Raw genomic sequence first — 20,683 nt, forward strand, 5'->3', positions numbered from 1 at the left:
TAGGATTAGATAAAATGAAGGCTCGTGTCTTCAAGTATTGAAGATCAACGAGCCTTCGGGGGGAGGGAGTGGTGCCACCAGGAATCGAACCGGGGACACAAGGATTTTCAGTCCTTTGCTCTACCAACTGAGCTATGGCACCAACTTTCTTGTTTGCATCACTTACTTGTTTCAGTTTTGCTCCGCAAAGGTACCACAATATTTTTAATTACCAAATTTTTTAGCGCCCTATTTTTACTCGGTATTGTGGTATTATTATCAGGTATTGCCTTATAGGTCTATATATCAGTAATATATACAAGCAAAAATATTTTTCTTTTGTAGCCAACTTTTCCCTATAATTGACTGATTGGTTACAGGTATCTGATTACCTTAGCTAACTAATGTGTGTCATTAGTCGTTTTTCCGACTATCTAAACGAAGAAGTATGAAAAGAAGGATGGTAAAGCTCAGGAGAGAGGAGCCTCCGTAGCTAAAGAATGGAAGAGGGATACCAATTACTGGTACCAATCCGATAACCATGCCGATATTGATGATAAGGTGAAAAAGGAGAATGCTCGCAACACTGTAGCCGTAAATCCGAACGTAAGTGTATACTTGTCGTTCTGAGATATAGATAATCCTTAGGATGAGTACCAAAAAAAGAGACAATAATACGATGCTTCCGATAAAGCCTTGTTCCTCGCCTATGGTACAGAAGATAAAGTCGGTATCCTGCTCTGGGACGAAGGAGAGCTTGGTCTGTGTTCCTTGGAGAAATCCTTTGCCCGTAGTTCCACCTGAGCCTATGGCTATTAAGCTCTGGCGAACATTGTAGCCTGCACCTGAGGGGTCGTCTTTTAGTCCTAGCGATACGAGGATACGTGTTTGTTGGTGAGGCTGTAGTACTTCATCAAAGAAGTATTCGACACCGGCGGTAAGAGATAAGCTCATTATGGCACCTATTGCAATAGGTATGAGGTATTTGCCTTTGCGTTGGATGCCTTGTACTACTGTTAGTGTGAGTAGTGCTATAAGAGAAATGAGCGCTGGGTAAGCATAATTGACTGGCGTGAAAATATTGATGAGTGCTGCGATAAGCATAACTCCAGGAAGTATGGCTAGTGTAGGCAGCAGGTGCCGAGTATGAGACTGGCTATACCCCTTGATGGATAGTACTGTGGCGATATAGATAATCAGGTAGGTGAGCAGGCGACCTGCGGGTGTAATACCCCATAGGACTGACTCGAATCGAAGGGTAACGACAAATAGGGTAACCAGCAGTATGCCAAAGAAAGGTACAGCACTCGTGAGTCCTTCACGATAGAGCACCAAAACGAATGCCATGAAGACAAGAGCCGAACCGGTCTCGCTCTGAAGGATAATGATAAGTATGGGGAGGAGGAAGATTGAGAGAGAGACAATTAATTCTTGAGGCTTCTTAATGTCATACTCATAGCGTGAACACCACAGCGCAAGCATCATAGCAGTTGTTACCTTGGTAAACTCTGCTGGCTGTATGCGGACGGTTTCTGTAATCACAAGCCATGAGTGGGAGCCTTTGATATTGGGCGCTAAGAATATGGTAGCGATGAGTAGTAATATGGTGAAAGCATAGAGAGGGGCTGAAGCATTGCGGATAAACCGTGGCTCCACCAAGAGTATCATGAGAGCCGCAACAAAACTAATGCCCATCCACAGGAGCTGAGACTTGGGGCGTCCATCTATGACAAGTGACTCACCTAGTAGGTCGGGATCATAGCCTGCAGCATAGATAGTAATCCATCCTGCTCCAACCATCACTAAGTAGAGAAGGAGGATGGGGAAGTCTATGCTTTGAAATAGCTTGGGGCTATTGGTATGTTCTTGATACTTTGGCATCAGTATATGACACTATTAAGCATGGAGGTTTCGAACACTTTAGAGCTTGGACTGATCTCATGGTGGTGGAGATAGTAGTCGATCATGAGTCGTCCAATAGGAACGGCGTAGGTGGCACCGAATCCGCCGTTTTCTACTATCACCGACACGACTATCTCAGGTGCCTCCTGTGGGGCAAATCCGAGGAAGAGAGAGTGGTCTTTGCCATGTACGTTTTCGGCTGTACCTGTCTTGCCACACACGGCAAAGTCGGGGAGGTTGGCATTGCGGCATGTTCCGCCAGTGACAGCTCCACGCATCCCTTGGGCAATGTAGTTGAAGTAGTTGGGGTCTATGCCAGTTTCGTGGCGCTCTACATAGAGACTGTCTGAGGGTAAACCTACAATTTCGCTCACGAGGTGCGGGGTGTAGTAGTACCCTTTATTGGCAATAAGCGCACCGAGATTAGCGATCTGGAGCGGGGTGGCAAGGATTTCTCCTTGACCGATAGAGATAGATATCACAGTGGAGGAGCCCCACCTCCCTTCTCCGTATATCTTATTATACAGTTCAGCATTGGGGATGAATCCTCGTTTCTCTCCTGGAAGGTCTAGCCCTAAGGTGTAGCCAAATCCCATCTTGACCATATAGCCTTTCCACGCTTCGAATGCTTGTGTTGTGGTGGTATATCGACTACGATCGTCCAAGAAGTTACGTAGTCCATAGCAGAAGTAGGAGTTGCACGACGTTGCGATGGCGGGGATTAGAGATATCGGGCTTGGATGGCTGTGGCAAGCAGGTCTATTCCGTAGCACTGGATAACCATGATGGCAGGGGTAGGCATCATTGATAGTCACTGCACCCTCTTGCATAAAAGCCGCTGCTTGAGCTAGCTTAAAGGTGGAACCAGGGGGATAGGTGCCCATGATAGCTCTATTGAATAGAGGTATCTGGGGGTTGCTCTCGAGCGCTTTGAAGTTTTTTCCTCTGTCACGTCCGACAAGGAGCTTGGGGTCGTAGTAGGGGGAAGAAACGAGCGCACGTATCTCTCCTGACTTAGGTTCAATCATTACGATCGCTCCTCTTTTACCCGCCATGAGTCGCTCCCCATACATTTGTAGCTCAATATCTATCGCTAGCTTGAGGTCGTGCCCTGATGTGAGCTCCTCTTCCAGGTCGCTATTGTCTCGTCGACCTTTTACCCTACCATGGGCATCGCGGATGTAGATTTCCTTACCCTTCTCCCCTCGGAGAAAGCGCTCATAGCTATATTCCAAGCCGCTCTTGCCAATCTGTTCTCCTGGGATGTAATAGGGGTCTCGCTCAATATCCCGTGGACTAACTTCTCCCATATAACCTAGGACTAGACCAGCGGAGGGATAGTTATAGTCTCGGATGGTACGGTGCACAACATAAAAGCCTGGGAACTTGTAGAGCTTTTCCTCTAGTAGCCCCGCCTCTTCTTCGCTAATTTGAGAGATGAGTAACTGTGGAGTGTAGGGAGAATAGCCACGGTTGATTTTGCGGTCGCGTACTTGATCAAAATGATTGGCTAATTCTTGGGGAGCGATATGAAGTATCTTACAAAACTCTAGGGTATCGAAGGGGTTTACCTCTCGGGAGATGATGTGAACATCTGCAGTAGAGTTATTGAATACTACGAGCTGTCCCTCATGGTCATAGATCATACCGCGCGATGGATATAGTGTCTTTTGGTAGAAAGCAATATCCTCTGCGGCTATTCGATACTCGGGAGAAAGAACCTGTACATTGAATAGACGGATGGCATAGATTACCACTATCAGTACCACGACGAAGGCAAAGGCGTACTGACGATGAGCGAACTTATTTTTCTGAAGCCCGTTCATGCTGAGTGGTTTCGCTTAGAAAGCGCCTCGAAGGTGGCGTATATAATTAAGGTGATAAGGGTAGACCCGAGGATATGAGGGAGCATCCTGAGGAAAAGCTTGGCGGAAAAGGCTTCGAGTAACATGGTGCTAGCGACATGGATAAAAGCCAATAGAAGCATATAAAGGACATACTTGCCTAGCTTAAGGGTGTAAATGGATGGACGAAGGGGTGCTGTGAGGTCATCCAACTCTTGCTCTTCAGTGAGGGAGAAGAGGAGAGGTTGCCTGATAAACCCCACTAGTGTGGCAGCCGCCATATTGATGCCAGTGGTATTCATCATCATATCCATGAGTAGCCCAGCTATAGCAGCGAATACTGTACAGAGCCATCGAGGTGTTTGATAAGGAAGGAAGAGCAGGGGGTACAAGTAGATGATAGGGATGAATAGACCAAAGAGGCGGATGTTATTCATCACTACAAGCTGGAGGAATAGTAGCAGAGCGCTCTGTCCTATAAACCGAAAGTAAAACTTATTCATTCTCCGTGCGCTCTATCTCTTCGCGCTCTTCTCGCTCAAAGTTTTGTACCACATAGATATACTTCAATGTCGCGAATGGAGCTCCTAGCTTTATTCTAAGCGCTCTAAAGTTGTCGTTGGGGGAGTCCCCTTCACCCTCAACCGTACCTACGAACAAGCCTTCTGGAAATATTGAAGAGTAACCACTGGTCACTACACTATCGCCTTTGTTATAAGGGGCATGCTTGGGAAGGTTGGTGAGTAGTGAGTGCTCAAGGTCTTTGCCATCCCAAGCCAAGGTGCCAACGAACTGACTCTGAGGTGAGGGTTTGCAATTGAGGTTGAAGTTCCTATTTACTAAAGGGATAACCTTGGCGTACTTTTGCCCTGTAGTTTTGACTACACCTACCACACCTAGATTGGAGAGTACACCCATGTCGTTGTATACCCCATCCTTTGATCCAATATCAATAGTCAGATAGTTGTCACCACCGAAGAGGGTTGTGCCAACTACTTGCGCTACTTCGTAGTGGTATGGAAAAGGGCGTATGATACTATCTGTGGAGAGCCTTTGCCATGCGAGAGAGTCTACTTCGAGACGCTTTAGCTGGTACTTCAATTGCTGATTCTCCATCTCCAGCTGAGCTGCTCGCTCCATCAAGGCAATATTGGCGTCCCTAAGCCCTATATATTCATTGCTCTTATTGGCATACTCTATAACGGCGCCAGTAGCTCTATTGGCGCTACTTAGGAATACACTCTCGTGATAGGTGCTTCCTCTAAATAGCCACACAAAGGCACCCACCTCTAGAAGGACAAATATGATGAGGTGGATATTTGAGCGTAAGAATTCGAGCAATCGGTTCATACTGGAGGTAAAAAGAAAAGGAGCAATAAATAAAAAGTAGCTTGTACAGTTACCTTTTATCTATTACTCCTTACTCTTGACTATTAGGTAAATAGCTGACTGTAACGGTTGCTATTTTCCAATACGATATGTGTCCCTTTTGCCACGGCATAGAGCGGATCCTCTGCTACATGGAATGGGATCTGGAACTTATCGTGAAGCCTCTTATCTAGCCCCTTGAGGTACGCACCACCACCAGTAAGGAATACACCATCTTTATAGATGTCGGCATACAACTCTGGGGCAGTAGAATCTAGGGCATTAGAGATTGCTGTCTCAATCTTTTGGATAGACTTCTCGAGGCAGCCAGCTATCTCCTTGTAGTTGACGCTTACTGTGCGAGGAAGCACGCTCGCTAGGTCTTGCCCTATCACAGAGAAGTCCTCAGGAGCATTCTCAAGGTCTGGTAGAGCAGAGCCTACGTTCTTCTTAATCTCCTCAGCTGTAGGTTCGCCAATACGGATCTGGTGCTTAGACTTCATGTAGTCCACGATATCGCTGGTAAACTCATCACCTGCGACCTTGATGGACTTATTAGTTGTGATACCTCCCAAGGTAATCACCGCAATCTCTGTAGTACCACCACCGATGTCCACAATCATATTGCCTTTCGGTTCGAGTACATCAAGCCCGATACCTATTGCAGCAGCCATAGGTTCCATGATGAGGTACACTTCGCTGGCGCCTGCCTTCTCTGCAGCATCACGTACCGCACGTATCTCTACGTCTGTACTACCTGATGGAACACTGACAACGACCTTTAGCGCAGAAGGGAAAATGGATCGCTTGGTCTTCGCCAACTGGATAAATCCCCTAATCATATGCTCCGTAGCACCTAGGTCAGCCACTACACCATCCCTTAGAGGTCGAACGGTCTGGAGGTTGTTATTCTCCTTCCCTACGCGGCGATATGCCTCGCTACCTACCCATTCAATCTTCTCAGTCTTCCGATTGATAGTGATGTAACTGGGTTGGTCTATTACAATCTTTCCATCTTTGATGATCACAGTATTGGCAGTCCCTAGGTCGATTGCCATTTTCTGTGTAAAAGAGAATAATCCCATATTAATTCTATTTCTTTCTATCTATATACTTAGTGCTTAAAATGACGGATACCAGTCATGTACATTGGTATGCCGTGTTCACGAGCAAAGTCGATACTCTCCTCGTCTCTAACGGAACCTCCAGGCTGTATGATTGCACTGATACCAGCCTTATTTGCAATCTCAACACAATCGGAGAAGGGGAAGAAAGCATCGCTACTTAGTACTACTCCCTCGGTATCAAAGCCCATAGCACGGGCTTTCTCGATGGCTTGTCGTAAAGCATCGACACGAGAGGTCTGTCCGTATCCAGCTCCGACCAATTGTTTGTCCTTTACAAGTACAATAGCATTGCTCTTGCAGTGCTTGACTATCTTCATCGCAAATAGTAAGTCTGCAATCTGCTCATCGGTAGCCCTGTGGTCACTAGTCGCTTGTAGTTCGCTAGCCTCTTCTACCTTGCTATCCTTTTCCTGAGCCAATAGGCCACCTACGGCACTGCGGAAAGTGTATTTGCAAGAGTCAAAACCTATCTTATCTTTGAGCAGGCGACGATTCTTCTTGCTCATCAGTATCTCCAGAGCTTCTTCAGAGTAGTCGGAGGAAATCAACACCTCAATAAAGAGCGTATTCATTGCCTCAGCGAGCGCTTTATCCACAGCTCTATTGACCACTACAATACCTCCGAATGCAGAGACTGGGTCTGAAGCAAGCGCCTTTGTGTAAGCTTCTAGAATGGTATCCGCACTAGCAACACCACAAGGCGTATTGTGCTTGATTATGGCAGCTGTTGGTTCATCGAAGTCTTCAATCAAGTTGCATGCGGCATCCAGGTCAAGGATATTATTGTAACCTAGTTGCTTGCCATGTAGAATTTCGAATCGCTCAGTGAGCGCACTCCCATAAAACTTAGCCTCTTGGTGTGGATTCTCTCCATAACGAAGCTCGTAAGACGTGGCAATTGAGAAGTCGATACCCTCTTCAGGGAGATTATCAGCAAAGCGAGCGCCATGGAAGTAATTGTGGATATGGGTATCATATTCAGAAGTATAGCCAAAGGCAGCCTTCGCAAATACTTTGCGCTGCTTCTCGGTCGTCACTCCACCTCCTTCTTCCAAGAGCTGTAGAAGCTGACCATATAGTTCTCGAGAGGCTACAATAAGTACGTCCTTATAGTTTTTCGCTGCCGCCCGAATGAGACTTACTCCGCCTATATCTATCTTCTCTATGATTTCGTCATGGCTTCCACCATTGGCAACTGTTTCGTCGAACGGATAGAGATCTACGATAACAAGGTCTATATCTGGGATATCGTACATCTCACATTGTTTAGCATCTTCAGGATTATCTCTGCGAGCCAAGATACCCCCAAATATAGTTGGGTGTAGTGTTTTAACCCTTCCGCCTAGTATCGAGGGGCAGGAGGTCAATTCCTCTACTCCAGTACACTCTATACCCAGCTTCTGGATGAAGTCTTGCGTGCCGCCAGTAGAGATTATCTCTACACCTAGTTTCGATAAATGCTTTACAATTGGCTCTAACCCATCCTTATAGAACACTGATATCAATGCTCTCTTTAGCTTCCTTTCTGACATACAACTTTCCATCTCTATATCTAAACCACCTATAGACCGCAAAGTTACTAAAAATAGGGATAAATGGTAAGATATTCCGCAGTACCAATAAATAATGTATTTTGCCTATTGTGTTGCACGATAGACCGGGTAGTCTAAGCGTCTAGAATTATGAATCAATATGGCTTTGATTCTTTTGAGTGGGCAGCCGATTATTGCCAAAGGGTATCCCAGTCTTCGTCTTCCCACAGTCCATCTTTATCTTCGTCCTCGTCATCCCAATCATCAAGGAACCAATCGGGTGCGCTTTCGTCGTGGATGAATTGGTCGAGGTCACGGCGCTCCTTCTTAGTCGGTCGTCCAGTTCCCTTTTGTCTACCTACGTTACCTGCTATCTTTTGGAGCTCCAATACCTCGTATTCACTCTTTGGTGTAACGTTGCGTAGGTAGTTTCCCACAAGTTTTGGTCCCACTCGATTACTGATTAGACCCAGTACTTCCAAAGAAAAAGTGATAGGTGGTTTCCTTACCTTCAGTACATCTCCAACGCTAATCATAGAGGCTGGCTTCAGCGTGCGTCCGTTGAGGGTTATGCGCCCTTTCTTGCAAGCATCTGCGGCAATGGAACGGGTCTTGAATACTCTAGTAGCCCAGAGCCACTTATCTATTCTCTGCTGCTCCGCCATCTTTTTTCTTCTTCGTATTGAATTGGTTCATGGCTCGTTCGAGTCCAGAGAGGCAAAAGCCCTTGACAATCTCAGCCCCATCTTGGCATACCTGGGGTAGCTCTTTGGCTTCTTCTCCCTCAAACTTACTGAGCACAAAGTCTATTTGACCACCTTTAGGGAAGTCATTCCCAATGCCTACTCTTAGTCGGGCATACCCTGAAGTCCCTAGGGTGGCTTCAATATGTTTCAGTCCATTGTGTCCTCCAGCACTACCTTTACCCCTGAGTCGAAGTTCCCCAAAAGGGATAGCAAGCTCATCTACAACTACCAGTAGGCGCTCCAGAGGTATCTCCTCCTCTTTCATCCAATAGCGTACAGCATTGCCGCTGAGGTTCATGAATGTAGAGGGTTTAACCACCACAAGTTCCTTGTTCTTAACCTTGATTCTCGCTACGGCGCCGTAGCGTTTGGGTTCGAATGTTGCTGTATCGCCCACTAGCGCGTCTACTACCATGAAGCCAGCATTGTGCCTTGTCCCCTCATACTCGGTACCGATATTGCCGAGCCCGACTATTAGAAACTTGTTCGGGTTCATCTCACTTATTTTCTTTCTTCTCCAGATAGAGCTCAGCTTGCTCCACCAATTTGTCATACCACTCTTCTCCATAGGCTCTGATTAGAGGTTCTTTCAAAAATTGATAGACCCGCACTCCTTCTTTCTTGCCAAGGGCTCTCGCAGGTTCACATATAGGATACCATCTAGAATAGTTCAGGGCATGTCTCCCATCGCTTAGCACACTCACTCGGATTGGAAACAGATGGCACGAAATAGGCTTGTAAAAGACGTCGTTCTTATTCTCACTATAGGCCTTTTCAAAAGCGCAGCGTGCTGAGCCATCCTTTTCAAAGCAGGTGAATACGCATCGTTCTCCATCCATAATCTGAGTCACCATATCTCCATCAGAGTCTTCGTACATCAGACCATGCTCTTCCATGTACTCTTGATTGCTCTGGGGTAAGTATTCCAAGATTATAGGGACAGTCTTGCATAGCGGTTCTAGCTCTTGGTCAATCAGTGGAGCACCTGATTCTCCCTCGATACAACAAGCTCCTTTGCATGCTTGTAGGTCGCATACGAAGTAAGTTTCTAGCACATCCGAACTGACCAATACATCATCAACTACAATCATTTCTTTAGATAAGGAAAGGAGGCGATGCAAGCCATATTGCCCGCATCAACCTCCTTTGTTAGTTGTCTAAATTGCTTCGTGATGCGTCGATTACTCAGCAGACTCCTCAGTATCCTCCTCTTCCTCATCTTCAGTTGCAGCAGATGCAGCCGAACGAGAAGCACGAGTAGCACGTACTGCGCAAACTACAGCATTCTTAGCGTTGAGTAGCTCGAGGTTCTCAAATGAGAGCTCACCTACCTTGATGGTCTTACCGAGCTTTAGCTTGGTAACATCGATGTGTAGACGATCTGGTACAAACTCATACAGAGCCCTAACACGGAGCTTGCGGATATCGAGCTGAAGGCTACCACCAGCACGTACACCAGCAGCGTGACCATCGAGCTTGACAGGAACGTCAATAACGATTGGCTTATCCTCACGAACCTCTAGGAAGTCGATGTGGATTACGTTGTCGGTAACAGGGTGGAACTGGATGTCCTGAACGATACAGCGCTTTAGTGAACCACTCACAGTTAGCTCCACGATGTGGATGTCTGGAGTGTAGATAAGGTCGCGAAGCTCCTTGGTCTTCACAGTCAGCATAGTAGCCTCCTTGCCATCACCATAAATAACTGCAGGTACCAGACCCTGCTTGCGAAGCTGCTTAGCAAGCTTCTTGCCCTTGTCCTCACGAACCTCGGCACTTAGCTGAAATGTCTTCATTTCTTGTCTTTGATAAATGTGTTACTCAAAATTAGCCTCTTCACTAATTTCCCATCACACGGACAGGCTTTCCGAAAAAGCGCCACAAAGGTACCAATTATTCCTTAAATACTCAATAAGTAAGCACTTGTGCCGCGCTTTATCTGTGTTTTAGTCAGCGATGATAGCCACCTCAGCTGCACTGGCGTAGTCGGCTCCATTTTGGCTTGATAGGGCATTGAAGCGGATGTATCGAGCCTTGGCAGGTTTGTCAAACATGACTCGCTTCGTATCGTTGGATCTATCAAACTCCCCAGAGACAATAGGTTTGTCCCATGTCAGACCATCTGAAGAGAGTTGTATAGAGTAAGCCTTGACTTTCCCATTATCCGAAGCATCTTGGCGTGGCATATACTCAAAGCCCTTAATCAGTTTGTCTTCGCCAGCATCTAGTACTACCCAGTGTGGGTAGCTCGCTACTGTAACGGAGTACATGCTGTGCCAGATTGTTGTAGGGTTGCCATCTACTAGGTGAGCTGCGTCTCCATCGTAGGTCTCTTCGCTAGAGACTTGATGTATTTTCACTGGGATAGACTCAATTTTATCAAAGTGCATGGTGGTCGCTAGCCAACGCTGACCCTTGGGATAGGCAGTGATGGTGCCATCATTACGCATGATAATTGGTGCGCTATACAGTTCACTCTTTCGTTCGTTTGCTACTTGATACTCTATTTGGTCTGCCCCGGAGATAGTAACAAGTCCCGCTGCATCACGTGTAATACCCACGGGATGGATTGCGGGGATAGCTACACGCTTCTCTGTCCCTGCAGGGCGAATCAATAGCGAATAGGTAAAGTTGCCAGAGATGATCCTATCCTCGGTAAGTGGAGCACCCTGACCGCAGGAGTTACCGCCTAGTCCAGTGGTGCCGAGATCAAGATGGATGTGGGTGCCTGTACTTTCGGGAAGCTGGTAAGGATGAGGTGCAAGCATAAGCTCTACTGCCGACCATGGAAGTACGCTGGTGCTCATCTGTTCCTCTGCGATAAAGAGTAAACCATCACCCTCATTATCAGTCACCTGTGCCCAGCGTACTCCTTCTCTATTGCCCATGCTTTGAGGCTTGGGGAAAGGTACAAACTGGTCAGCCACAGTACCCTTGTACTGACCCATATAAGCACCCGACATGCGGTCATTATAATTATTCCAAGGTCCACGACCATAGTAGGTGTACTGATTGTATTCGGGCGCCATCTCTAGCACATAGCCCAAGCGTGGAAGAGCTATACCCGATTTGTTGGCTGTACCATTAGCGGTGAGGGCAATAGACCCATCGGGATACACTGTCCATACCTGAGTGGTGACAAACTTGAAGTCCGAAGGACGCTCAAGTGGCTTAAGTTCATAGCGCCCAGTTACTCCCCCTCCCAGTTCATACGCAGTAGGCGCTTGGCTTTCCACTACAAAGAGATAAGAGATAGAGCCATCGTTATTCTTGTGAGTGCTATGGCTCACGACCTTGTGCTGAAGGTTATGCAAACCATTAGCTACCCAAGCATTCATCGCCCAGTTGTCATTATCTACAGGTGCGCGGAATGCATCGATACGAGGACCATGTCCGCTGCCTATCAGTTGCTTGCCTTTATGGGTATACTCTTTGATAGTACCCGTAGCTTCATCGAAGAGGATAGTGAAGGTATCCCCACTTACTCTGTTGCCTTGGCTTTTTAGCGAGCCGAAGCGCTGCGAGAGTTCAGCAAGCTGTAGGTAATCGTGCGGTTCCTTGAGGAGTAGTTGCTCTTCCATCTGTACGTACCCAGCTTTGGCCCAAGGCTGATCTTTCTTCAGTCTGAGCTGTATCATCACATAGTACTCCTCGGGTCGCTCCATAACTTGAGCTCGAGAAAATGGGATTTGGATACTTGCTGTAGAGCGAGGCTGGATGGAGGGCATCTCCACGACCTTTTCCTCTATCACCTCTCCCATACGTTGTAATTGCACTACAAGCTCCATATCGTCAAGGGTAGTGAAGTAGCGCTTATTGAAGATCTTAATCAAGCCTTCATTGAGGTTTTCCTCCTCGATTCCTACATTTTGGTACACTTTCTTCACCTCATAGTAGGAGGGCTTAGGCGATAGGTCAGGGAGCATCACCCCATTCATACAAAACATACCGCTATTGGGCTTATCTCCAAAGTCACCACCATAGGCTAGGTAACGCGCACCACTCTCTTTATCGTAGGTATAAATAGCCTGATCACGCCAGTCCCAGATAGCTCCACCCATAAAGAAGTTGGTGCTCTCAATTGCTGTCCAATAATCCTCTAGGTTACCCCCAGCATTACCCATATTGTGTGCATACTCACTTACGTGGAATGGATACTTAATATCGTAGGTGCCCTTTACTGCCTCTCTCATCCAAGCGATAGAAGGGTACTGGTTGGAGCCCATGTCTACAATGTTATTATTGCGCTCATACTGTACTGGTCGGCTAGGGTCGAAGTTATGGAGCGCTGCATAAGCATCTTTGAAATTATCCCCAGGTCCTGCTTCATTGCCGAGTGACCAGATAACGATAGAAGGGGAGTTGACTACCTCTGCTGCCATCTCCATTACACGTGCTACGTGAGCGTCTCTAAACTCTGGTACGTGGGATAGCGATGCTTTGCCATAGTAATAGCCATGGCTCTCAAGGTTGGCTTCATCCTCAAGGTATAGACCATACCTATCTGCAAGGTAGTAGAAGATAGGGACATTAGGGTAGTGCGATAACCTTACATGGTTGATATTCGCACGCTTCATTAGCGCTATCTCCTTCATGATACCCTCTCGAGTCATCACATTACCATGGATAGGATCCATCTCATGCCTATTTACCCCCTTTAGCTTCACCGGCATACCATTAATAAAGTAATAGCGACCTGCTAAGCCGAACTCGTCTTGCTCTGCAGGGGTCTCCTTAATCTCTACTTGGCGGAAGCCTGTAACGATGGCTGAGGTCTGAACGACCTTCCCTCTATTATCGAGTAACTCCACCACAAGGGTGTAGAGATGTGGCGCCTCGGCGCTCCATTTGTCAGGGTTGCTTACCGGAAGCTCCGTCTTTACCTGAGCATAATTCCCCTGTTTTATAATTGGGACTTCGGTCACCACTTCGGCTCCTGCTACAGGCGTATTGTCTTGCTCATAGAGTTTATTCTGATACAGAGAATAGCGGAGCTTGTAACCCTTTACTCTCCCTTTGCCTTGGTGCCGCAGCTCAGCCGTGATATGGAGCGTCCCATTGGTGTACTCTTTATCCAACGAAGGGATCACCACGAGATCTCGGATATGAGACTGGGGTTTGGCAGTTAGGTATACCGACCTAAAGATGCCTGGTAGGCGGAACATGTCTTGGGCTTCGAGAAACGAGCCGTCACTACTCCTATACACCTCCACCGCTATTTTATTATCACCCTTTCGTAGGTGAGGGGTAATGTCGAAGGTAGCTGTGTTACGTGAGTTCTTGCTAAAGCCGATGTAGGCACCATTGACCCAAAGGTAAAAGAAGCTATTGACACCATCGAAATTGACGTATACCCTTTCACCACTCCAGTCCTCAGGCACAGTGAAGGTGCGTACATACGAGCCTACCTCATTGCGATTGGAGTAGGTAGACCACGATGGTTCGGGTTGGCGCATCACACCACCTTTCCAATCCCCCACCTTTACCTCGTGGTGAAAGATGTAGGGTTGATTAGCGTAGATAGGCACACCATACTTGAGCGAACCATCTTTCTGTATTCCCACTATATTCCAATTACTAGGCACTGGTATATCATCCCAACCTTGCACATCATAGTCCATTGTGTAAAAATCTACAGGACGGTCGCTAGGGTTACCTACCCAGTTGAATTTCCACGTCCCATCTAGGCTCTGATAGTATGCGCTCTCCTCTGAAGGAAGGTATGCACGAGCTGCTTTGTGGCTCTTGAAGCTGTAGAAGAAGGCACTAGGTTGCTCTTTGTTTAGGCTCAGATGGGTAGGGGATTCCCACTCGGAACCATCTGGAGCAGCTACTGTTCCATATTCAAAGCCAGCTAGTCTATGTAGTTGCTGCGCCGTACTTTGTGAGGGTAAACATAGCCAAAGCAATAGTGCTGAGAGTAGCATTGGAGTTCGTTTCATTTCTATTGTCTTGATTAAATAGTATTTATATTCCCTCCAAAGATACTCAAATAATTTAATAAGTAATAGGGAGACGAGACCGCTGTCTCATCTCCCTATTAACTGACGTAGTATTATTGAATTAAAGTGTTAGCTTCACTCCTGCAAAGATTGAGCGAGGTTGCTTAGGCCCGTATATGTAGCTAGAAGCACGGTTGGGTCCCTCGTCAAAGTCTTTTTGGTAAGAATTGAAGATATTGTTGGCACCTATACTAAACTCCAACATAGAGTTTTGTACATGGATGGCATAGTTGGCCTTGGTCCCTAGGGTGAAGAAGCTCTTAGAGCGCTCTAGCTTTCCCTCTGGGATGGTGATATAGTCTCCAATTACCTTTCCAGCCTCATGTGGTACGTACATTTTGCCTGTGTAGTCGCCCGAAAGGGTGAGTGAGAAGTGGTGGTCGGGTGTCCAGTTGAAGACAAAGTAGCCATAGGTATTAGGGGTACGCATCACCTCTCGGCTATCGATACCGTCAATACCAACATTTTCAGGCTTGTCGAATAAGCTCCTTTGTACCGTAAGCCCAAGGTCGAGCGAGAGTAGGTTGCGGTATGAGCTACGCATCTCTACATTGACACCGTACACACGCACGCTACTAGCATTTACAACTTCGAGCAATTTCCCTCTGTCCTCTGCGTTAAACTTGTCTTTCAGATGAGTGTAGAAGCCTTCACCCATGATATTGAAGTGGTAGTCCTTGTTCACTGTGAAATAGTAGTCTGCCGAAAGGGTTACACTACGACTCCTCTCCTCTCGTAGGTCGGGACTAAGTACACGTGGTTTGCCCTCACCTCCTGCAAAGGCTACGTGTAGCTCTTCGTCGAAGAATAGCGGAGCCCTGAAGCCCTCTCCATAGGTTCCTCGGATATGTAGACGATCCGTAGGATTGTAACGAACGGTCATACGAGGGGTAAAGATTGGGAGCTTCTTGGTAGGCAGGTCTTTCTTGCCCGGATTGAGATTAACATAGTCGAATCGACTTCCGAGGAGGAATCCGAAGCGATCATTACGCCACTCATTCTGTAAGAAAAGACTTGATGTGTTGACTATCTGATCAATCTTCTCTGGACGATAGCCACTATTGTCATTGAGCTTATTGTACTGATGTTCGAATCCTCCAGATAGTTCAGAGGGCATGAAGAGCAGTTTCTTGAACCTATGTATATACTGAACACCGCTTTGAATAGTGAGATCCTTTGTGACTCCATAAGCTCCTAGTGCCAGCTCAATATCTTTAAGTGTCTTGTCGTGGAAGTTTGTAAATTCCAAGTCGCCACCACCATAGTAGCTATTGCGGTAGGTATGAGACCCTGCTGTAAAGGCAGTGAGGAGTCCATCACCATTGAAAAGGTTTTGATTGATCTGCAAGATACCTGTATGTATTCGGTGGCGCAAGCTCTCAGCTATTTGTGCTTCGTGCTCAGGTAGCTCTAGGCGATCACCGCCTCTGCGCTCCTCCTGAGTATAGAAGTAATCGAGTGTCAAGCGAGTAGTGGGTGTTGCAGCATAGAAAGTACTTGTCCCCACCGTTGTGGAGTAGAGCTGTGGCAAGTCTGTAAAACCGTCCTTACCCCCAGGAAGTTTACTGCCAGGGCGTACTAAGTCTATTCCCTTCCGGCTCTTTACCTTTCCGAAAATAGAGATTCCTGCACGCTGACTATCGTCTATTACTGAGGCAAAGAGCCCAACGTCGTGTGATGGTTTGCCCCAATTGTCCTTCATGCTAGTGATAGTATAGCTTGCTTCAGCCATATTGCGGGTTGGCGCCTTAGTGATGATATTTACCGTACCACCGATTGCCGACGAACCATATAGCGCAGAACCTCCACCACGTACGACCTCCACACGGTCTATCATAGAGGTAGGGAACATCTCAAGAGCATACACCCCAGCGAGCGCACTAAATATGGATCTTGAGTTGATGACGATCTGAGAGTAGGAGCCATCTAGTCCATTGATACGGACTTGGTTAAAACCACAGTTCTGGCAGTTGTCTTCCACACGGATACCAGGATTGAACTTCAATGCTTGGTCTACAGACACGGAATTGGTGGCATTAAAGAGCTTCTGTCCCGTTACGTTGACTAGTACAGGGGCTACGTTCCTACGTGTCTCAGCTCTATTAGCACTCACCACCACTTCCTGCATATTGATAGAGGTCGGTGTCAGTGCTATTACGTGGTCGCCCTCTTTCGATAGTGCTACCTCTTGAGTGGCATACCCTACGAAACTGACCCTTACTTTGGGCGCATTTGTAGGTACATTCTCGATAGTAAAGTGTCCATCGGCATCCGTTACTCCACCTAGAGATGTTCCTAGTACTACTACAGTGCAAAATGGGAGAGGCTCTTTGCTCTGAGCGTCTATTACTCGTCCCTCAACTTTATATTTGGATTCATTATTGATGATTGCAGTCACCTCGTCTGCCTTGGCGCTATTTAGTACAGCGCAAACCGTCGAAGCAGCAAGTATGCTTCGAAAGATTATTTTATTCATTTCGATTGATTTATTCTACCTAATTTATAATACCAATTACCATCCTCCCCAGCTATTATGCAGCCATAGGGGGACCTCGGCGGTAGTAGGTATCGCGAATGGTAGAATACTCCTCGCTCTCAAGATCAAAAAGGAGAAGTGTTCCGACCTCCTTAGGTGCTTCTACCTCTAGTTCGGGTACTATCTCACCAGTAATTTGGATATGGGATAACTGGTGCAGTACTACCAATTCTGCAGGAGCATGGTGGTCTGAAGCATGAGTGTTGTGGAGCTTAGCGTGTGAGTGGGCGACTAGTATGCCATTGACAAGATTGGCGTGATAGTTGGCAACAATGGCGCCCACATACAAGGAGAAGAGCACCAGTAAAAAACCAGCGCTTAGCTTCCTCTTAGACATCTTAGATATGTGGCTCCCAAATCTCATTGCGCAAAATTACTATAATTATATGAGAGCACATATATCAAATACGTATTTTACCTATTATTAGGTATTAATACCTAGCGCATTGTCGTTTTGATAAGCTCCTGACTACATGTATTCTGGTGCACAGCATAAAAAAGTCAACTACTCAGTGCGCATGGTCAAGTAAAATAGTAAGCAGAAGACAACCCTCCAGTGCTGCCCTACTGGTATAAAGTCAAGTAGAAAGTTATAATGCACAGAAAATGGTCAATATATTCAGGCAAAACCGTTCAAAAGCTTCTCCAAGAGCCCGCTCTCTATCAGCCATTCCCCGCCTCTATAGAGTACATGACCATTTAGTATATATTAAATGGACCAATTAGTATATATTAATTCACCAATTTAGTATATATTAATTCACTCATTTAGTATATATTAGATGGTCATCCCCTCTACGTATTCGGGTCAACCGCTATAGCGACAACAAGCAAGGAATATGTAGACAAACTAGTATTCAGGATAATACGAGCAAGAGAAGGCTTCTTATCAACCAAATGAATACAACAGAAACCGTATAAAATGGGGCTAGGGTCGGTTATGTCGAAATTTATACCTAAGTTTGTAAGACTTATTGTATTTACATTTAGGAAAAATAGATTACAGACATGAGAATTAATAAAGGACTTCTAGTGCAGGCGCACTACAAGCTAGAGGATACTGAGGGCGCTCTAATCGAGACCACCAATGGTGGCGCACCATTGGAGTTTATCTTTGGAATGGGCTTGATGCTCCCAGCATTTGAAGCGGAGCTATCAGGCAAAGAGGCTGGAGATAAGTTTGACTTCGTGCTAGAGCCAGACGATGCTTATGGCACAGTCAATCCAGACCTTCAGATAGAGCTACCTCGCTCAGCTTTCGAGATTGATGGCGAGTTTGATAGCGAGATCGTATATGAGGGGGCACGCGTGCCAATGAATACGGACGATGGTCAGGTGGTTGAGGGTCTAGTAACTAAGATTACCGATGAGACCGTCTCTATGGACTTCAATCACGACCTTGCAGGCATGGCTCTTCACTTCACTGGTGAGGTGGTAGAAGTACATGAGCCTAGCGATGAGGAGTACAATAAGTACTTCGGACATCAGCATGGTAGTTGCGGTGGTAGCTGCAGCGGAGGTTGCAGCTGTGGTGATCACGGGTGTTGCTGATATAATATGATGATATAGTGTATAGTAGAGACGTAACTGGTTGCGTCTCTACTATCTATTTACTTCATCGAAAAGATGATTGACGAAAGGACAGTAAATCAGATACTCGATAGAGCTGAGATAGCTGATGTGGTAGGGGACTTCCTAACACTCCATCGTAAGGGCAAAGACTTTGTAGCGCTTTGCCCTTTTCACGATGATAGGACACCCTCTATGCACATCTCTACCTCCAAGAATATCTGTAAGTGCTTTGCCTGTGGCGAAGGGGGTACTCCTGTCTCTTTTATCATGAAGCACGAACACCTTTCTTTCCCTGAGGCTGTCAAGTATCTTGGTCGGAAATATGGGATAGAGGTGGTGGAGCGGGAGCTGACTCCCGAGCAGATGGAGCGCAAGAGCCAAAGGGAGAAGCTAATCAATGCCAATGCCTTTGCGCGAGATGAGTTTGTCAATGCTATGCACCAAGGGGCAGAGGGCAGGCGAGTTGGCTTGGCATACTTTAGGGAGCGAGGGATTACCGATGAGACCATCAAGGAGTTTGAGCTAGGTTATTCACCTAGTACTTGGGACTACTTGGTCAAGCGGGCGGAGGAAAAAGGGGTAGAGCTATCCGTCCTAGAGGAGCTAGGGCTCATTATGAAGACCCAAAAAGGGGACTATATTGATAGGTATCGAGAGCGCGTGATATTCCCTATCCACAGTTCTAGCGGTAATGTGGTAGGATTTGGCGGGCGTATCCTCAAGAAGATGGAGCATGTGGGCAAGTATATCAATAGCCCTGCTTCAGAGCTTTATGATAAGAGTAATGAGCTGTATGGGCTTTTCTTCGCTAAGCGCCATATATCTAAAGAGGATAAGTGTATCGTGATTGAGGGGTACATGGATGTGTTATCCATGAGCCAAAAGGGGATTAAGAATGTGGTGGCTAGTAGTGGTACAGCCCTTACGTCTACACAGGTACAGCATATCAAGCGACTGACCTCCAATGTTACTCTACTCTTCGATGCCGATGGAGCTGGTATCAAAGCCGCTCTGAGAGGGCTGGATGTTTGTCTCGAAAAGGATATGAAGGTCAATGTCTTGCTCCTTCCAGATGGGGAGGATCCAGACTCATTTGCTCAGGCACATACCCTTGAGGATATTCAGAAGTATATTAAGGAGCACGAGGAAGATGGACTATTCTTCAAAAGCCGTATGCTGGAAGCAGAGCATGGTGCGACTCCGCAGGGTAAGGCGTCTGTAATTGAGGAGCTAGCACAGTCTATTGCTTTTATCGATAATCAGATAACAAGGGAGCTGTATCTAGGAGAACTGAGTGCCAAAATGGAGGTGACGCATGAGGCACTTACCCAGAGAGTGAATCAGATACGTGGCGACCGCCACCAAGAGGCACTGAGGAGCAGACAGCGGACAGTGGAGGCTCCTACTGTGGTTCCACCACATGAGTTGCCCAATCTTTCGACTAAGGCTCCTAGTGGTCAGGTAGCGTCGAATATCCCTAAACAAAAGATTAAGAATCCTTTTGCACCATACGAACTTCCACTAATGCACGACTTGATAGACTATGGAATGACTTTTATTTCGGACTACCAGATGACATCGGGGCAGATCGGGGCGAATGGTATAGAGGTGGTCTATGATACTACTATGGATATAAGGGAGGTAGGAGGACTAAGCGATAACTTCCAACTAATGCTGGATGTGCTAATAGAGGCTCAGGAGAAGAATCCCGAGCTAGAGGTGGGTAAGTTTCTCACCCGTATGGAGAATGAGACCATCTTTAAGTACGCCGATGATTACGTGACTAATAAATTGTCGCTAAGCCCTATTCATGATAGGTATATCAGTGAACAGGCAGAGGAGGAGGAAGTGGTGAAGCTCCTAATGAGGGATGTATTGTCCCTAAAGCTTCACAAGGTGGAGGAGCAAGTGAAGTCGGTGCTCGGTGAAATAGCTAAAGTTGATCCTTCGGATAAGGAGCAGGTGAAGGAATTACTCGGGCGATTGAGTGAGTACAACGAACTAAAGAGAAATATGAGTAGGATGCTGGGGGATCGTATAATATCATCAAAGAATAAGTTACTGAATTAAGCATA

The 20,683-nt window shown here is 46.6% G+C and carries 15 protein-coding genes and 1 tRNA gene; 2 read left to right on the top strand and 14 right to left on the bottom strand.

The annotated features are described in order from the left end of the window. Positions 1 to 69: 69 nt before the first annotated feature. The 14 genes from IX315_RS01480 to IX315_RS01545 form a co-directional block, all read right to left on the bottom strand. Positions 70 to 142 (bottom strand) — tRNA-Phe (locus IX315_RS01480). A 251-nt stretch (positions 143 to 393) separates the two neighbouring features. Further along, positions 394 to 1,860: a rod shape-determining protein RodA gene (rodA, locus tag IX315_RS01485; RefSeq protein WP_018357390.1), complete on the bottom strand. Its 1,467-nt coding sequence runs from the start codon at positions 1,858 to 1,860 to the stop codon at positions 394 to 396. Further along, positions 1,860 to 3,707 (bottom strand): penicillin-binding transpeptidase domain-containing protein, encoded by a 1,848-nt coding sequence (locus IX315_RS01490; protein ID WP_211640614.1) that lies wholly within the window; start codon positions 3,705 to 3,707, stop codon positions 1,860 to 1,862. Before IX315_RS01490 ends, rodA begins: the two co-directional genes overlap by 1 nt. Further along, on the bottom strand, positions 3,704 to 4,228 hold the full coding sequence (mreD, locus tag IX315_RS01495; RefSeq protein WP_134848940.1) for a rod shape-determining protein MreD: 525 nt from the start codon (positions 4,226 to 4,228) through the stop codon (positions 3,704 to 3,706). Before mreD ends, IX315_RS01490 begins: the two co-directional genes overlap by 4 nt. After that, a complete protein-coding gene (mreC, locus tag IX315_RS01500) occupies positions 4,221 to 5,075 on the bottom strand; it encodes a rod shape-determining protein MreC (RefSeq protein ID WP_026215500.1) in 855 nt (284 codons plus the stop codon). Before mreC ends, mreD begins: the two co-directional genes overlap by 8 nt. Before the next feature lie 83 nt (positions 5,076 to 5,158). Beyond that, positions 5,159 to 6,178 carry a rod shape-determining protein gene (mreB, locus tag IX315_RS01505; protein WP_018357386.1) on the bottom strand — a complete coding sequence of 340 codons (1,020 nt, stop codon included), beginning with the start codon at positions 6,176 to 6,178 and terminating at the stop codon, positions 5,159 to 5,161. 29 nt (positions 6,179 to 6,207) lie between these two features. After that, complete coding sequence (gene purH, locus IX315_RS01510; RefSeq protein WP_211837110.1) at positions 6,208 to 7,752, bottom strand: bifunctional phosphoribosylaminoimidazolecarboxamide formyltransferase/IMP cyclohydrolase; 1,545 nt, start codon at positions 7,750 to 7,752, stop codon at positions 6,208 to 6,210. A gap of 191 nt (positions 7,753 to 7,943) precedes the next feature. Further along, positions 7,944 to 8,417, bottom strand: coding sequence for an RNA-binding S4 domain-containing protein (locus IX315_RS01515; protein ID WP_134848941.1), 474 nt, complete (start codon positions 8,415 to 8,417; stop codon positions 7,944 to 7,946). Next, positions 8,392 to 8,994 carry an aminoacyl-tRNA hydrolase gene (gene pth, locus IX315_RS01520; RefSeq protein WP_018357383.1) on the bottom strand — a complete coding sequence of 201 codons (603 nt, stop codon included), beginning with the start codon at positions 8,992 to 8,994 and terminating at the stop codon, positions 8,392 to 8,394. The genes IX315_RS01515 and pth overlap by 26 nt, the downstream gene beginning before the upstream one ends. Position 8,995: 1 nt before the next feature. Next, the gene (locus IX315_RS01525; protein WP_018357382.1) at positions 8,996 to 9,589 is read right to left on the bottom strand and encodes a DUF3109 family protein; all 594 of its coding nucleotides are present in this window, start codon (positions 9,587 to 9,589) and stop codon (positions 8,996 to 8,998) included. 90 nt (positions 9,590 to 9,679) lie between these two features. Further along, entirely contained in the window at positions 9,680 to 10,294 is a 615-nt protein-coding gene (locus IX315_RS01530) for a 50S ribosomal protein L25/general stress protein Ctc (RefSeq protein WP_018357381.1), read from the bottom strand. Positions 10,295 to 10,444: 150 nt separating this feature from the next. Next, positions 10,445 to 14,425 carry a glycoside hydrolase family 2 TIM barrel-domain containing protein gene (locus IX315_RS01535; protein WP_211835193.1) on the bottom strand — a complete coding sequence of 1,327 codons (3,981 nt, stop codon included), beginning with the start codon at positions 14,423 to 14,425 and terminating at the stop codon, positions 10,445 to 10,447. Positions 14,426 to 14,561: 136 nt separating this feature from the next. After that, positions 14,562 to 16,976, bottom strand: coding sequence for a TonB-dependent receptor (locus tag IX315_RS01540; RefSeq protein WP_211639605.1), 2,415 nt, complete (start codon positions 16,974 to 16,976; stop codon positions 14,562 to 14,564). A gap of 55 nt (positions 16,977 to 17,031) precedes the next feature. Next, positions 17,032 to 17,373: a hypothetical protein gene (locus IX315_RS01545; RefSeq protein WP_156808621.1), complete on the bottom strand. Its 342-nt coding sequence runs from the start codon at positions 17,371 to 17,373 to the stop codon at positions 17,032 to 17,034. 671 nt (positions 17,374 to 18,044) lie between these two features. Between IX315_RS01545 and IX315_RS01550 the strand changes: the two genes are divergently transcribed. Together IX315_RS01550 and dnaG are read left to right on the top strand one after the other, a co-directional pair. Further along, positions 18,045 to 18,587 carry an FKBP-type peptidyl-prolyl cis-trans isomerase gene (locus IX315_RS01550; RefSeq protein ID WP_018357377.1) on the top strand — a complete coding sequence of 181 codons (543 nt, stop codon included), beginning with the start codon at positions 18,045 to 18,047 and terminating at the stop codon, positions 18,585 to 18,587. Positions 18,588 to 18,662: 75 nt separating this feature from the next. Continuing rightward, a complete protein-coding gene (gene dnaG, locus IX315_RS01555; protein ID WP_211639607.1) occupies positions 18,663 to 20,678 on the top strand; it encodes a DNA primase in 2,016 nt (671 codons plus the stop codon). Positions 20,679 to 20,683 lie beyond the last annotated feature (5 nt).

It is taken from the genome of Porphyromonas levii, assembly GCF_018206105.1.
GTDB classification, from domain to species: Bacteria; Bacteroidota; Bacteroidia; order Bacteroidales; family Porphyromonadaceae; genus Porphyromonas_A; species Porphyromonas_A levii.